The following is a 15,886-nucleotide window of genomic DNA, read 5'->3' as shown; positions in this document are numbered from 1 at the left end:
TAATTACAGAATAGTCCGATCCCTTTCAATGGGGGCGTTATGACTGCTTGCGCATGACGGCCTGCAGCATCTGCATCTGCTGTGCCCCGAACCAGTGCATATCTTGTTTGCCGTAAATTTGTACAGCCTCGCCGGTAATATAATCCGAACGGGAAGAAGCCAGGAACACCGCCGAGTCCGCAATCCCTGATGGAGGGATTGCCCGTCCCTTGAACGCCGCCGGCGCCATATCGGTGTCCACGAGTGCCGGACACAGCGCGTTCACTTGGATATTGCTGTTTTTCAGTTCTTCCGACAGCGCCCGGGTCAGCCCGAGAACCCCATGCTTCGATGCCGCATAGGCGCTCATCATCGGATAACCGATAAACGAGGAATCTGATCCAATATTGATGATTTTGCCCCGCTTCTGCTTAATCAGATGCGGGATGACCGCATAGCAGAAGTGATACGTTCCCATCAGATTCACCTGAACGATCGACTCCCACGTCCCGGGATTCATGTCCGTCATCGCGGCCATCCCGGTAATTCCGGCACTGTTGACGAGAATATCAATATGTCCGAAGCGCTCCATCACCTGATCAACCGCCTTCTGAACGCCAGGTCCGTCACTGACATCCATCGATATCGCCAGAACCTCAGCGCCCAGCCTGCGGATTTCATCGGCCGTCTCCTGAAGCTGCTTCACGGATCTGGATACCAGGACAATATCGGCCCCCTCCCGGGCCATGGACAGCGCAATGCTCCGGCCGATGCCTTTGCTGCCGCCGGTGACAATTGCCACCTGTTTGGATAGCTGTCCTTCTCTTAGACTAAGAGGCTGTGCCGGTGTTTCCTGAATGGACGAAATAAGCTTAAGCATATTTTCCGTGTAATGTTCAGCCAGGCGATTGATTGTGTCGGCAGCATGAAGATTCGCTGAGTACTCTATTTCGACTGCCAGCCTTCCCTCCTCAATAGAGAAGAAGAATTCGATCACCGATATTCTTTTTTGCCGCGGCAGCGAGAATCTGCGGTCCATCCCTTGCTTGGAGAACTCAAAGCCCGGCAGTTGAGGCAGATCTCTATTGCCAAGATAATTGGCTCTAATTGGAGTCAGCTTTACGTCCGGGTACATATAGAGCGGCAAATTCTCAGAAACCAGATCATAGCTCGCTCCGCCAAGCGGAACGTCCTCCAGACCCTGGCGAATGCTGCGGATGAGCTCCTGCCAGCCGCTGTTCTCCCCTGCCCTTATGCCCATTGGGAAATTAATGGCAAAGTTGCCCGGCGTCTGCATAAAGCTCTTGCCGCCCAGTTCTCTTCCGTGTACCCGGTGGCTGACGATGACCTTTGATTGCTGGAAGAGATCGCCCAGCATCCGGTAAAGAGGGGCCAGGAGAATCGGATACACATTGCTGCCAAAGTGCTTTTTAGCCTTAATCAAGATCGACGACGTGTTCTCTTGGTCAAAGACGAAGCGTTTAACCACTGCGGACTGCTCGTCATTCGGCCCGTTAATAAAATCGGCGGGAAGCTTGAACACAGAGTCCGGCGGGAACTGTGTAGACCAATAATTTACATAATCTTTGATATGGTTTCTTTTCTCTTCCTGGGCCGCCCGTACAAAATCGGCAAACGGCTTAGGCTTCAGAAGCTGTACTTGGACGGCCCCTGATCCGAGCCCGGCGTAAATCTGCCAAATCTCCTGTAGTAACAGCTGATTCGTAATGACATCCGATATAAGGTGGTGGCCAACCGCCGCGATATCGTACACCGACTCCGATACCTGAACTACGATAATTCTCCATAAAGGCCATTGATCAACCTTGAATCCCTGTATCGCTTCCGTCAGGATCGCTTGAATCTCTTCATTTCTGTGGGCTTCCTCCATGTGGCTGCCATCGTAGAAGTCCACATTGCTTGCCATATCCTCCTCTAGGAAACGCTGTTCCCATCCGGAGTCTCTCTGCACCAGAACGCTTCTCAGCGCGTCATGTCGCTGATTCAGCAGAGCGGCGGCTTTCTTGAATTGCTGCAAATCCAGCGGCTGCTTGTATAGAAACCGGGTATAGCCCGCCCAGCAGTATGGATATTCAAAATAATTCATCAGCCAGCTTTGAGCCGGAGCAAGCGGAAGTGTGATCTCCCCGGTCAAAGGGCGATTCACTGAAGGCTCTTCCGCTCGTGGCTGTTCATCCGCTGGACCTGTTCCGCTGAACATAACGCGCAGCGCTTTGCGGTCCAGCTTGCCGTTCGGATTCTTGGGCAGCCGCGGCAGCCATTCCAGCCGATGCGGAATCATGTAGTATGGAAGCTTCCGGCCAATGAAGTCTTTGATTTCTTTGTCTTCAGTCTGTTTCCCTGACAGGCAGGCGAGCAGTATTTGTTGTCCGGGAGCGGGCTCGATTACGATAACAGCCGCCTCATCAATCTTGGCATGAGCGCCAAGCACAGCCTCAATTTCACCCAATTCCACCCGGAAGCCGCGAATCTTCACTTGATTGTCAATACGGCCATGATATTCGTAGCTGCCATCCGCCCTTTTCGCCGTTAAATCACCCGTTCGGTAGATGAACTCTCCAGGGATTTCCGCGAATGGATTAGGATGAAAAGCTTCACGGGTCTTCTCCGGATTGTGCAAATACCCTTTGGCAAGCTGGATACCGCCAATCCACAATTCGCCGATCTCGCCCTCGGGTAATTCCCGCATATGCTCATCCAGATTCTTGATAAACACCCCTGGGATGGGCTTTCCGATGGGAATGCTCAGCTCGCCAGCCGAACCCGGTCTTTCGGAAATAATGTGATAAGTGACATCTATAGAAGCTTCTGTGGGACCATACAGATTGGCAATCCCCGTAGAAGTCCCATGACGGTCCATCCACTTCTGAACAGGCGAGAGAGGCAGACCTTCTCCGCTGAAAATCAACCAGCGCAAATCAGGGAATGTATAGGCCTCGTCTTCAAGTGAATTAACAAATTCACCAAACAATGAAGGCACAAAATGCATGACATTGATTCGGGTATCCGCCATCCACTGGGCCAAACTCCATGGATTCTTGACTATCTCCTGCCTTGCGGGACATACGGTCCCGCCGTACATTAGCGGCCACAGCAGTTCCCACACTGAGATATCGAAGCAGCAGGAGGTCTTCTGGGCTACCCGCTCGCCGGGCTGCAAACGGAAGGTCTGCTGATGCCATTCCAACCGGTTCATATAGCCCTGGTGATTCAGCATAACCCCCTTGGGATTTCCGGTTGAACCCGAGGTATACAAGACCACCATTAAATCATGAGGCGAACTGTCAACCTTAGGATCACTGCCGGAGTAACCCCTCCACTGCTCTGGACCAGCCTGTTCAATCGAGCCGTGCTTTTTATATCCTTCATCCAGATACACGACTTTCCGGATAGACGAGCTCTGCCGGACTATAAGGTCCGCTTGCTCTTGCAGTGACTGCTCCGTCAACAGGAAATTAATTTGGGCATGATTGGTGATATATTCAATCCGGTCAGCCGGATACATCGGATCAAGGGGCACATAAGCGGCACCTGCCTTCAGAATTCCCAGGATTCCTATCAGCATGAGATGACCGGGAAGCGTTATAATCCCAACCAGGGATTGCGATCTCACTCCCTGAGACTGCAGATAATGCGCAAGCCGGTTGGAGAGCTCATCCAGCTCACGGTAAGTGACGCTCCGCTTTCTGTCCAAAACAGCAACGGCATCAGGTGTGGCTTTGCACTGTTCGGAGATTTTCATATAAGGAATTTCCAGAACAGCCGCTTTGTCATCCGCAGGATACCCATTTTCCCCATGTACGAACTGGGATATCATTTCGTTCAAGGTCCGGCACTCGAACAAAGTCGCCCTATCGGTATTCTTGAATGTTTTGCCTAATTGTGTAATGAGCCGGATACGCTGCAAGGAATCCATACCCAGTTCAGCTTCCAAATCCCTGGATAAGTCTTCGGTATGAAGGACTCTTGAGCAGATATCTTCAACGATCCTGCGCAGCTGCGGTTCAATTCCCCCATAAAGCTGTGCTCCTGCTGCGACGGTCAAAGGATGTGATTCAGCAGGCTCCAACTCAAAGGCAGCGAGCTGCTTGATATTGTCGATGAATCTGCCCATGTGTTCCTCAATATACGCATCATCAAAAAAGGAACTGTCATAATTCGACGTTATCATCAGCCTTCCTTGAAACAATTCAACCAGGTTGTCTATCGTTCCCGGATTGGTGCCTGTATAGGCTTCATAATCATGGACTTCATAATCTCCGTACTGCTTGTTAATGGATGTATTTCCTACGAAGGAGAGGTAAAGGTTCGACTTCAAAGTAGAACGGATCATGGAAGCTACCGCATCCGGTATGCTGCCGTTCTGCAACTGGATAGTGTCTTTGGTATAGTGTGCAGCCCTGTAGGTCTGCGCTCTGTCGATTCCTGAGGATAATTTGCTATTGATTTCTTCACTTGTTCTGCCGACCAGCGATTTCCAGCCTTCGCCGACGTCCTCGCAAGTAAAGCTGAGTGCGAGATTTTGGGCAAATGCGCTGAGAACCTCAGTTGCATCCGTATTGGGGTACAGCTTACCGCTTGTCGGCAGATTAAGAATAATCCGGCTTTGCTTCTCCCCCTGCTGCTTGATCGTCTTAATATACGCGCTGACCAGAAGCACGAACAGCGAGGTGCGCCATGTTTTCGTACGGTTAATCAACATTGCCGTTGTTCGCTCATCGATCCAGTATTTCCGGGTATGTATCACAGCTCCGGATGAGCGTTCTGCGGTTAGGGTACGGGAAGGTCCATAGGGGTTGAAAAAATAGGTTCCCCTGCCCTGCTGCTGTGCATATTCATCCAGAGCCTGAATCTCTTCTGGAGCATTCCACGCGTTTAGTTCCGATACGATGCTGTTATAATCCTTGGCTGGCAGCGCAGGCCTCAGTTTGGCCACTCTCTCTTGTGACCTCGCGCCATAAATCTCTAAAATCTCTCTCAGAATCTGCTGGTTGCCCAGACCGTCCGAGATCATATGGTTGATGTCCAATATAAGCTCATACTCATCATCAGCCGTACGGATAACGGAGAAGAAATGCAGCGGCCACCGGGTTATATCAAATTTTTTATTCAGCGAGGCTTCAAATCTCCGGGAGATCACTTGGCGCTGTGCCTGTTCGTCCAGATGCCTGATATCCTCTACAGAAATTTCCGGCGGGGCAACATCCTTTAACAGCTTCAGACGGTAGCCCTTCAGACTGCTGGTCTCCTGTTCTATTGTAAATACGGCCCGCAATGCCGGATGGCGATATATAAGCTCTCTCCAAGACTCCCACAGACTTCCGGTATTCAGTTCCCCTCTCACCTTTACTCCCGAGCTGATGGAGAGGTTAGCTACAGATAAATAAGTAACGAGAAATAAATATTGTGCATGCAGCATTTCAAGAAATTCAGGATCATTTTCAGAAGATTCCGCCAACAACTCCATAATATCTCCTACTGTCTGCAACGCCATCAGTGAAGTAATGGGATTCCTTTTGGTAAAGTCATCCACCTGCTCAGCAGGGATCAGCTTGATCATTTCGCTCATTAACGAAATCATTTTGATTGAATCCAATCCCAAATCGCCTTCCAGATACATATCCGCATGCAAATCCTCCGCCTTATGTCCGGTGATCCCGGAGATGAGCCTGCAGACATCCGCTGTCAGCCGGTCCTGCAAACCTTCCAATACGGATGAAGCATTGGCGGTAACTGCAATTTCGGGAGTGTTGCCGCTGTAGACTTGAACCGCTGGGTTGTTAATCTGAACATCCGCTGCATGCCTTTGAGAGTCTTCCCACTCCTCAAAAAGTTGCACAAGCTCGCCGACGGTTTGCAAACCTAGCAATGATGTCACCGGATGGGCGGCAGTAAATTCATCCAGTTGTTCCGGCGGGATAATTCCGATCATTTCATTCATCAGTGAAATCATCTTGATCGAATCCAGTCCCAGATCACCTTCCAAGTACATTTCATCATCAAGATCTTCAATCTTATGACCAGTCACACTGGAAACAAGTTGATAAACTACTTGCTTTGCACTGCTGCCGTTGAATGGATGAACAGATATTTGGCTCACTCAGCTACCCCCCAAATAAAATAAAATCGCATTTTACCCGCATCAGAAATACAACCTCTCACTCCCATTAAATGGAAGATTACGAAAGGGTAAAAAAGTAAAAGATATTAAATTTGATATTATTGATCTTATATATGTATGTACCTTGTATTGGGATTTCATGTCAATGAGTATTTTCCTAAAATTTCATTTTTTATAAAATTTAACTCTCAATTTACAAAATTGCGCAAAGTTTAAAGAGAATCTCGGTATAGCGGAGGTCAATGAATGGGAAGCTTTCGAGGTTTTTGAATCGCCGTTACCGGTCTAACAAGTTTTTCAACTTGTCAAGCAGCTGCGGACTCAGATCAAGAATGCGGCTGTATATGTCTTTGGGGGATTCAAGCGATACCGTCTGGACTCCGGAAGGACCGATAATGAGAAACGCGACGGGAGTCACGGACACGCCCCCACCTATACCTCCTCCAAACGGCAGCACCGAAGAAGCGGAGCTTGAGTATTCGGAACCTCCGGTCACAAATCCAAAGTTTGTTCGGCAAATCGGAATTACGACGGTACCGTCCGGTGTCTGGATCGGTTCTCCGATGACGGACTCAGCATTGATAATGCCTTTCAGATTATGCAATGCGGTTTCCAGCAACTGATGAATATGCTCGGACATGTTGCACCTCTTCTCTTGTTTCAGTGCTAACTAGTCTTGACAACATAGTTACCCTTCAAACGGTCAAAAAAAGAAAGGCGGGGTCGCAACCCCGCCTTTCTTGTTACTGAATCGCCTCTTTAACCGGCTCTACAACCTTGTTAACCAGCGGATTCTGGCTTATCATATTGCCCGCCTGCCCGCCTACAATCCGGCCCACCCGGTCACCCAGTACGCCGCCAAGCACCGCCCCAACCACGGTACCTACGCCGGGCAACACTGTACTTCCGAGAACCGCTCCGTACTCCACTCCAGCCATTACGCCGACAGCCCCGGTTACGTTCTCCACCGTGTGCGCCGTATACTCCTTCTTGCCCAACTGCCCTTGCTGCAAGCTCTTCGTGTCCTGAAGCTGCGACATGCCTCCGGCAAGAAGGCCTGCCCATAGCGATCCGCCTTGGAACATAGGAAAGCCCTCCATTCATCTAAATAACCGCATCTTGCGGTCTTATGAGATTGTGCCCCATTTGCTTACTAGTTATCGGCTGTGTTCTTGGAAATTGTCTCCTCATTATGAGTGGATAGTGACTGCAGCTTGCTTTGTGCCGCGGCACCCGCATCCTTCGCCATTTCGGTTAAATCGAGCACGGTCTCCGTTCCTTTGACCGCCCATCTCCTCATGGTTTTTCTAGCTTCCGGCGACAATGCTAACAATAAAGCCGCTGCGCCCAATATCAAACCCACACGTGATTTTATCATGAGAACCCTCCAAAAAATGGATTAACTTAAGTAGATAAGATTATCCCTCAATGCACGGAGTTTTATGCGTAAAGCTCCTTCAAATCCGGTGCATAACGTAGTTCAAATTGCAAATAATACTTTTCGCGTAAAAAAATGCAGTAAATCCCCCTAAAAGGAGCAATTTCATGTCGATTACCGCTCATAGCAGCAGGGTTATCCGCTTTTTGCCGGGGCGTATTCGGCTGGAATTTGCGGGTCTGCTGCACAGCAAGCCAACAGAACTGTCTTTGCGTCTTGATCTGGCGCTCCTGGCGGGTGTTACTAAAGCCGAAGCATCCGCGATAACCGGCCGAATTCTCGTTGTATATGACGAACGGCAAACTACAGAGCGCCAGCTGCTGCATCAACTGGAGCTGCTGGAGAGCAAGTACAACGGTCATGATAAAGAAGGCACAAACATCCAACCAGGCCAGGGTGCGCCTGAAAATGCAGCTGCCAAGCGTGAGGCATACGCCGAAGCGGCCGCCTCATTGGAAACGCCAGAGCTGCCGCCGCAACCTTCTGGACATGCGAATTCCTTACAGAATTCGAGAGCTATGTCCAAAACGCCGAGCACGACGCCGACCCCGGTCTATCCGCGATCCGCTTCGCCGCCAGGCGTTCCCCTTCCGCTTGCGTTTGCTATGGGCGGACTTCTAGTGCTTGGAACCAAGCAGTTGATTTTCGGCAAGTCTGCATTGGCGGTCAGTCCGGTTCCCTTTTACATGTCCGGGCTGGTCGCCGCCGTTACCGGATACCCTTTTCTGCGCAGGGGCTTTAACCGACTTACCAAGCAGGGTAAGCTCAGTCCCGACCTGATTCTGGGCACCGCTGCGTTAGGACTTGCGCTCGTCCGGGAAAATCTCGTTGTATTGGGTACTTTAAGCATTCTTCAGTATGTCAATTGGAAACGCAGCCGGATCGGGCCGGCCGATACGGATGCCCCGCCGCTTTCACCTGAAATTCAAGCCTACAGCGAGCGTGCCGGACGCCTAGGCATGGCCGCCGCGGCAGCCACCTGGCTGTTCACCCGCAGCCCTCTGCGGGCCATTGCGGTGCTGCTGGCCGCCAATCCACGGCCGGCGACAATTCCGGTTAAGACGGCTTGGCAGCAAGCGGAGCTTTACTCCAAAGAAGTGCAGCCGAGTCTTCCCCAAGGAGCATCGCTTTCGCATTTGGCCCAAACCGGCACGCTGCTGCTGGAAGACACATCTCTGCTTATGCAGACGAATATTCAGGAGACGGAATGTGTGTCACATGAGGAAGACCCGGACAAGATCATTTGCCTGACCGCAGGTTTGATGAAAAAAACCACGCATCCGTGGAAAGAGGAAGTGCTGCAGAAGGCAAAACTAACATGCCGTACGTTACGCTCGGCCTTTCACGTCGCCGAAGAGGAGGACGGAATTAGCGGCCTGATCAGCAATACTTCATATTGCGTCGGCAATCTCGCTTATTGCAAGCGGCACGGAGTTTCCTTCGAGCGGTATTACCTTGAAGCTAAACGGATCGAAAGCAAAGGCTGCGAGGTGCTATACCTGGCGAAGAAAATCGGCGGGAATTGGATAAGCCAAGGGCTGATCTACCGCAGTCAGCAGCTCGATTCCGGGCGGAGGGCGCTGCTCGCGAGAGCTGGCCAACAGGGCATTCAGGCCGCCGTGCTGGAGGATAGCCCCGGCATCGGCCGGGAAGCGCTAGCCCGGCTCGGCCTGCAAACGGATTGGCTGGACACTCCTATCAATGAAGCGGTGGAGCGCATCGCCAAGCTTCATGAACAAGGAAACCGCGTGCTCCTCGTGAGCGAGTCTTCCGGCGAGTACAGCCGCTATCTAAAGGAAGCCGGCGTCGCCGGCGTCTCGTTCGAACAGCTAGAGCAGGTGCTGGACACTAAACAATCTGCTCAAAAGATTGAGAGCACGATAAATGAGCACTTTCAAATCACCAAAAAGTGGAATTTCATTGGATCACTGCTTGCCGCCTTCGGCGTGCTCAGCGCTCCAATTGCGAATTTAGCCAGCGACGCCCTGTCACTGATCTTTCTTACCCGCTCGCAAAAGCTGGCTCAGCAAGCATTTCCCGCTGACGCAGCCTATGCCGCCGGGGCCCACAACGAGGTTGCGGCGACGGCAGAAGCCGCCATGTGGCACGGTTTGCCCTGGGAATCTGTCACGCAGCAGCTTCAGGTTAACGTACAGCACGGCTTAACGGCGGCTCAAGTGAACGAATTGCGCAGCCGGTACGGAATGAATCGGCTGGCCGAAAAGGAGCATACCCCCTGGATCGTCTCGTATGCTAGCCAGTTCAAAGAATTTACAACGCTGATTTTGCTGGGCACCTCGGTGCTCGCCCTGTTTACGGGCGGACTGTTCGACGGTCTCGCCATGGGCGCCGTGCTGCTCGCCAATGCAGCGATCGGCACATTCCAGGAGCGGAAAGCCGAGCGCATTGTTGAGAGCTTGAATCAGTTTCAGCCTCCGGCCAGCAAGGTCATCCGTGATGGTGCGGAACAAAACATAAGCGCCATCGACCTGGTGCCGGGCGACATCGTATGCCTCGAGCCAGGCGACCGGGTGCCTGCCGATATTCGCCTGATTCGCGCGTGGAACCTTGAGGTGAACGAATCGGCGCTAACCGGCGAATCGGTCCCCGTCGTGAAACAGGAGACCGAGGCCGAAGGAGATTGCCCGCTGTCTGAGCGCAGCTGCATGCTGTATATGGGCACGGATATCTCCCGCGGAAAAGCCTTGGGTGTCGTCGTCCAAACCGGTATGAATACGGAATTCGGCCACCTGATGTCGCTGCTCAAAACCAATGAGAAAACAACCACCCCGCTTCAGGAAAAGGTTACGTCCATTAGTAAAAAATTTATCAAATGGGCGTTTATCGCCGGAAGTATCGTATTTATTTCCGGGCTTCTGCGCGGCGTTCCGTTTCCTCAGTTGGTGAGCACCTCGATCACGCTCGTCGCCTCGGCGATTCCCGAAGGGCTTCCGGTTACTATTACGATCGCGCTGAGTGCAGGAATCTACCGCATGTCCAAGAAAAATGCGCTCGTCCGCAAGCTGTCCGCACTCGAGACACTGGGCCATGCGACGATCATCTGTACGGACAAAACCGGCACGCTGACGAAAAATGAAATGACGGTTAGGCAAGTAACCGCCATCGGCCGCACCTGGGAGGTATCCGGCAACGGATACGGCCCGGAGGGCGGTTTCCGGGAAAAGAGCCGGGCAGAGGGCGGCTTCGACTTGCCGGATTCCACGGCGTATGAAAGCTCCGCCGCGCAGCCGGAGCTGCAGCGAATCCTGCAGATTGCCTGCTTGTGCAATAACAGCAAATTGGTCAAGCAAGGAGACGTCTGGTCGATGCAAGGAGACCCGACCGAGGGCGCACTGCTTGCCATGGCCTATAAAGGCGGGGTCAAGCCGGAGCAGCTGACCCATTGGCATCGCGGCGCGGAGGTGCCTTTTGACTCCGGCACGGGAAAAATGAGCGTTGTATGCAAGGACACCTCGTCCGGGCATGCTTGTTACATTTTCTCCAAGGGTTCCGTAGAATCGATTCTCCGCCGCTGCAGCAGATATCAGCAGAACGGCGAAATGTACCCCGTCACCGAGCAGCTTCGAGCGGATATCCTGAAGGAAAGCGAACGGCTCGCTTCCAGCGCTCTGCGTGTGCTTGGCTTCGCCTACCGTCCGCTGGAAGCGGATGAGCATGACCAGCAGGCAGACCTCGACGAGCGGGATATGATCTACGTCGGCATGGCCGGCATGATCGACCCCCCGAAGGCTGATGTGCGAAAAAGCATCGAAGAAGCGCTTTCCCTTGGCGTGAAGCCTGTCATGATTACCGGAGATCATCCGATCACGGCAATCGCCATCGCCGAGCAGATCGGAATTACTGACGGCAACCGGCCGGGTCAAGTGCTCACAGGCCACGAGCTTGACCGGATGAGCGACGAGGAACTCGAGCAGTCTGTCGACCGGGTGTCCATCTTTGCCCGAATGACGCCGGAGCATAAGCTGCGTATCGTCAGCATGCTGCGCAAAAAAGGGCATATCGTCGCCATGACCGGGGATGGCGTGAATGACAGCCCAGCGATCAAGCGGGCTGACGTCGGGATCGCGATGGGCCAGGCCGGCACGGAGGTCAGCAAAGCCACCGCCGATATCGTGCTGAAAGAAGACCACTTCGGCTCGATCGTAGAGGGGGTCAAGGAAGGCCGTACAATTATCGGCAATATCCGTAAGGCGCTTGGCTGTCTGCTCACAGGCAATCTCGCGGAAATTCTGGTGACGAGTGTTGCGGTTATTGCCGGTATGCCGATTCCGCTTGTGCCCATTCAAATTTTGCTGATGAACATGCTGACGGACGCGCTGCCAGCCATGGTTCTGGCCGTCAACCCAGGCAGCAAAGCAAAGCGCACGAAACGGGCGAACATCGTGGACAAGCCGCTGTATCGCAAGGTCATCACGCGCGGAGTACTGCTTGGCACTGGATCGCTCGGTCTGTTTGGTCTGGCTCTGGCCTCCGGGCAGCCCGTGGCTGTGGCGCAAAGCGTCGCTTTCGCGACGCTGGTGGCAGGCCAGCTGATCCAAACGTTCTCCTGGCGCCAGGAAGGCACCGAGCAAACGGTGGGCGATTGGAGTAAAGACCGCTTCCTCGTTGGCGCATTGAGCATCTCCTGGCTCGCCCTGCTGGGCGCGCTGTATGTACCTCCGCTCAACCATTTTTTCCATACCGCGCCAATTCCCCTGCAGCTCTGGGGGCCAATCCTGCTCGTCGCAGGTTCGATTTCCTGGCTCTCGAGGCCGATTCTGTCCTTCCTCGAAAGAAAGGACGATAAGACGGGCACGGCGGCCCTCTCCTATTCCGCGGCCTAGCTGCGGGATAGGCTTTTCATATCATTTCCATATCAACTTTAGGGAGGTTACCGAACATGCTGGAAAGAAACGCGGACAGACTTATCGTGGGCACTGCACTCGCATTTGCAGCCTCCACGCTTTGGCCAATTATGAAAAACACCTTAAAGCCGCTTGCAGCAACCGGGATGCAAGGTGCCGCAGGTTTGACGGACCGTATCCAATACGCCATGCAAATCACTCGCGATGAAATTGAAGACATTGTCGCCGAAGCCCAGTTCGAACGGATGAGAAAGAAGCTCGATCAGGACATTTCCGCGGAATCCGCTACATTCGAAGAGACTGGAGGCACATTGCATGCAGAATCAAACGATTGATCAGCATCTTCAGGAAGCGCTGGCGCATTTGGAGGAAGCCATCAATCAAAGCATACATACCGTGATGGAAAATCAAACCTCCAGCAAAGAGATCGGCGGCAAGTGGGAGCAGTTTTTAGGGCAGTTCTACGGTATGGTCAAGGATAAGGGGAAAAAATCGCGGATCAACCTGCTGAGTTGGATCTCTTTTTCCAGAATCCGTTGATATACCGTCCCTGTTGTATTCCGCCATCCAGCGTTATTACATGCTTCGCTAAAACCCTTGTGAACCAAGGGTTTTTATTTTTGTATTACAAGCGAAACATGTAATAAAAAATAACGTGCAAATAAAAACGTCCGCGGGCGTACTTCCAAGGAAGACAGACCGCGTCTTATAACGGTAGTTTTTCTGACATTTTAATTTCCCTTAATCTTCAATAATTACCTATTCCCCCTCCTTTTTTTTATGCAAAGTGAATAATTTTCTGATTTTCTTTTGTTAAGTTTAAATAATGAATAAATGACCCTCTACCGGGGAATGGAAAAAATAGCTGGGCTGAATAAAGTTCTGGCGCTTCATGCAGAAAGTGAGGCAATCACCCAAGAATTGACCCGGGAAAAATGTTCCAACGGGCAAGTAACGGTCCGCGATTATGTGGAATCCCGCCCCCCGCTTGCCGAGATGGAAGCGGTCAGCCGCGCCTTGCTATATGCTGAAGAGACGGGTTGTCCGCTGCATTTTGTCCATATCAGCCATCCGAAGACCGTGGAAATGATTGAACGCGCGAAGCAAAGCGGATTGGACGTGACGCTTGAAACCTGTCCGCATTACCTGTTGTTCACAGAAGATGATTTTGAACGGATTGGCCCTTCCGCCAAATGCGCCCCGCCGCTCCGAAACGATCAAGCCAAGGAACAATTGTGGGAACAGCTCCGGAATGGAAAGATCGATATGATTACCTCGGATCACTCTCCTTGTCCTTCCTTTATGAAATTTGATCATCCGGATAATATGTTTGAAGTTTGGGGCGGGATTTCCGGAGGCCAGTTCTCATTGGAGGCCATAGTGACCGAAGCTCATCTGAACCAAAATATGCCACTGCCGCAAATTGCCAAATATCTATCAACGAATCCGGCTATGCGGTTTGGGTTACATCCTTATAAGGGGGCTATATCTACCGGTTTTGACGCCGATTTGGTCTTGTTGGATAGGAATATGGAACGAACCGTTGAACAGGAAGATCTGCTGTCCAAGCATCCGCATAGTCTTTATATTGGGCATACACTGAAATGCGCCGTGCAAATGACCCTAAGCCGTGGAAAAGTCGTTTACGACCGCAAACACGGCATTCAAGGAGAATGCTCCGGGCAATGGGTTCGGTAGCTATTTGTGTGAAATTTAGTTGGAACATTCAGGCGGTACAAGCTTCTCCTCTTTAGCCGACAAATTGTCGGCTTTTTTGCTTTATCAATAATTGGAGAAAAGACCCCTTCCTCTACTGCCAAGAAGATGCATTCCATTCGAGGAGTAAATGCTTACAACCCAGCTAAAGTGTGTCCGCAAGCAGCTTAACGGTGTTATTTCACCAGTTGATGCATCCGCAGGATTGACAAGAAGCACAGAGAATCGGATGAATGGTTTGACATCTCATTTATGATAAGGTTCACCGTAATGTATCTAAACACAAAGTACAGTTTGACCACAAGGTTTACATATCAATATAAAACAAAAAACCACTCCTTTGACGGAAGTGGGTTTTTGAACAGAACTTCCCTTTTATTACACTATCGTTTCCCGTCAGCCTAATCAAATAATTATTGATTAAATTTGAATACGTTTAAAAAACCTTTTATTAGTCAAAAGAAAGCCCACGAAACCGATAATGTTAAAAAATAAGAAAATCAGCATCCATAAGACACTCGCTTTCTTTGTCGTATGGAAAGCATAGATAATTGCCCAGATTGTGAATAAAGCCCAATAAAGAGCGATTCCCAATACCAGAATTAAAATGGATATTACATAATAACCGAATGCTGACGTGTAAACAAACCAATCTCCCATCCCATTACCACCACGATAGTACCCAGCCCATAGCCATCTTGGCGTATTAACATCTTCAGAGTAAGAATAAATAGGTTTAGAGTTCTCCAAGTAATTAAATAACTCATTCCCCTCTAAACCTTTGGTATTATATATTTCTATTTTGTTTACGCTTCTATTGCTTTGTACGATGGATTCAACTTCTTTTTTTACTTCTTCTGTTATTGATTCGTGGTCTTTTAGACTGTCAATTATCTTTTCGTTAATGCGATGAGGAAAATCATTACTGCTCAAATAATCTCGTTGATACAGGAATTGAAACGAAAATATAGCGACGATAAGTACCGTTATAGCTGCAAACAACACCCCTTTTGCAAATAGCCTTTGTTTGTGATAAAGCTGAGAAATTTCGAAACGCATTTCCTGTTCTCCACCAAAACGTTCGATTGCGAGCTGAACTGCTTCCTGCTCCGATTTCCCTTCTATTTTCAATTCGTGTACTGCTTCCAGAAGGTGGCTTCTCATTTCAGCTTTTAATTCGTTTATTTCTTTTTTGTTTCCACCAGCGTTTTGATAGACAGAATCGACAAATGTTTCGATTTGCTTCATTTCCTATCTCCCCCCTCCAAAAATGAATCAATTATTCCTTTGATGAACTGCCATTCCAAGCGTTTTTGTTTGAATGTTTCTTTGCCCAAGGGCGTGATTCTATAATATTTCCTTCTTCCGCCTGGTCCTTGATCGTCACTCCAGTAAGAAGAAATCCACTCGTTTGTTTCCAGCCGCTTCAGTGATAAGTAAAGCGTGCCTTCTTTCAATTCGAATTGTTCTCTGCTATTTTCTCGTACTAATTTGGCAAGTTCGTAGCCGTACATTTCTTTGTTGTACAACAGGGAGAGTATTATCGTGTCTATATGACCTTTTAATACCTCTTTATTAACTTCCATATTCTCACCTCCATACCACACAGCAATTGTAATCATTTGTAATTTATTTATAATATAGATTACTCTATAATGCAAGGTATAAAATCTTTTCACCCCCGAAGATTTAACTATCCTGTCCGTTAGCTTATTTTACTTCATACTATAATTTACAGTTTCGTAA

10 protein-coding genes are annotated in these 15,886 nt (G+C 50.4%); 4 read left to right on the top strand and 6 right to left on the bottom strand.

Annotation, left to right across the window (positions count from 1 at the left end):
* Positions 1 to 37: 37 nt before the first annotated feature.
* The 4 genes from KP014_RS11480 to KP014_RS11465 form a co-directional block, all read right to left on the bottom strand.
* A complete protein-coding gene (locus KP014_RS11480; RefSeq protein WP_246590704.1) occupies positions 38 to 6,100 on the bottom strand; it encodes a non-ribosomal peptide synthetase in 6,063 nt (2,020 codons plus the stop codon).
* 298 nt (positions 6,101 to 6,398) lie between these two features.
* Positions 6,399 to 6,761, bottom strand: coding sequence for a GerW family sporulation protein (ytfJ, locus tag KP014_RS11475; protein WP_036592055.1), 363 nt, complete (start codon positions 6,759 to 6,761; stop codon positions 6,399 to 6,401).
* Between the two features lie 103 nt (positions 6,762 to 6,864).
* Complete coding sequence (locus KP014_RS11470; protein WP_036592053.1) at positions 6,865 to 7,206, bottom strand: hypothetical protein; 342 nt, start codon at positions 7,204 to 7,206, stop codon at positions 6,865 to 6,867.
* Positions 7,207 to 7,274: 68 nt separating this feature from the next.
* Positions 7,275 to 7,499: a hypothetical protein gene (locus KP014_RS11465; protein WP_036592050.1), complete on the bottom strand. Its 225-nt coding sequence runs from the start codon at positions 7,497 to 7,499 to the stop codon at positions 7,275 to 7,277.
* 167 nt (positions 7,500 to 7,666) lie between these two features.
* Here KP014_RS11465 and KP014_RS11460 point away from each other — a divergent pair, with 167 nt between their 5' ends.
* The 4 genes from KP014_RS11460 to KP014_RS11445 all read left to right on the top strand — a co-directional run bounded on the left by KP014_RS11460 (position 7,667) and on the right by KP014_RS11445 (position 14,122).
* Positions 7,667 to 12,403 (top strand): HAD-IC family P-type ATPase, encoded by a 4,737-nt coding sequence (locus KP014_RS11460; protein WP_090834076.1) that lies wholly within the window; start codon positions 7,667 to 7,669, stop codon positions 12,401 to 12,403.
* Between the two features lie 56 nt (positions 12,404 to 12,459).
* Positions 12,460 to 12,759, top strand: a complete 300-nt coding sequence (locus tag KP014_RS11455) for a hypothetical protein (protein ID WP_051500358.1) — start codon at positions 12,460 to 12,462, stop codon at positions 12,757 to 12,759.
* Complete coding sequence (locus tag KP014_RS11450; RefSeq protein WP_036599128.1) at positions 12,740 to 12,964, top strand: hypothetical protein; 225 nt, start codon at positions 12,740 to 12,742, stop codon at positions 12,962 to 12,964. Before KP014_RS11455 ends, KP014_RS11450 begins: the two co-directional genes overlap by 20 nt.
* Before the next feature lie 312 nt (positions 12,965 to 13,276).
* Complete coding sequence (locus KP014_RS11445; RefSeq protein WP_051500357.1) at positions 13,277 to 14,122, top strand: amidohydrolase family protein; 846 nt, start codon at positions 13,277 to 13,279, stop codon at positions 14,120 to 14,122.
* A gap of 438 nt (positions 14,123 to 14,560) precedes the next feature.
* On the opposite strand, the gene KP014_RS28735 is transcribed toward KP014_RS11445, so the two are convergent.
* Both KP014_RS28735 and KP014_RS11435 read right to left on the bottom strand, forming a co-directional pair.
* Positions 14,561 to 15,388 (bottom strand): permease prefix domain 1-containing protein, encoded by an 828-nt coding sequence (locus KP014_RS28735; RefSeq protein WP_036599124.1) that lies wholly within the window; start codon positions 15,386 to 15,388, stop codon positions 14,561 to 14,563.
* Complete coding sequence (locus KP014_RS11435; RefSeq protein WP_036599122.1) at positions 15,385 to 15,726, bottom strand: PadR family transcriptional regulator; 342 nt, start codon at positions 15,724 to 15,726, stop codon at positions 15,385 to 15,387. The genes KP014_RS28735 and KP014_RS11435 overlap by 4 nt, the downstream gene beginning before the upstream one ends.
* Between the last annotated feature and the right edge of the window lie 160 nt (positions 15,727 to 15,886).

Source organism: Paenibacillus sophorae (assembly GCF_018966525.1).
In the GTDB taxonomy this organism is placed as follows: domain Bacteria; phylum Bacillota; class Bacilli; order Paenibacillales; family Paenibacillaceae; genus Paenibacillus_AQ; species Paenibacillus_AQ sophorae.
The sequence above is the reverse complement of the archived record's forward strand: the minus strand, read 5'-3'. Positions and strand labels throughout refer to the sequence as shown.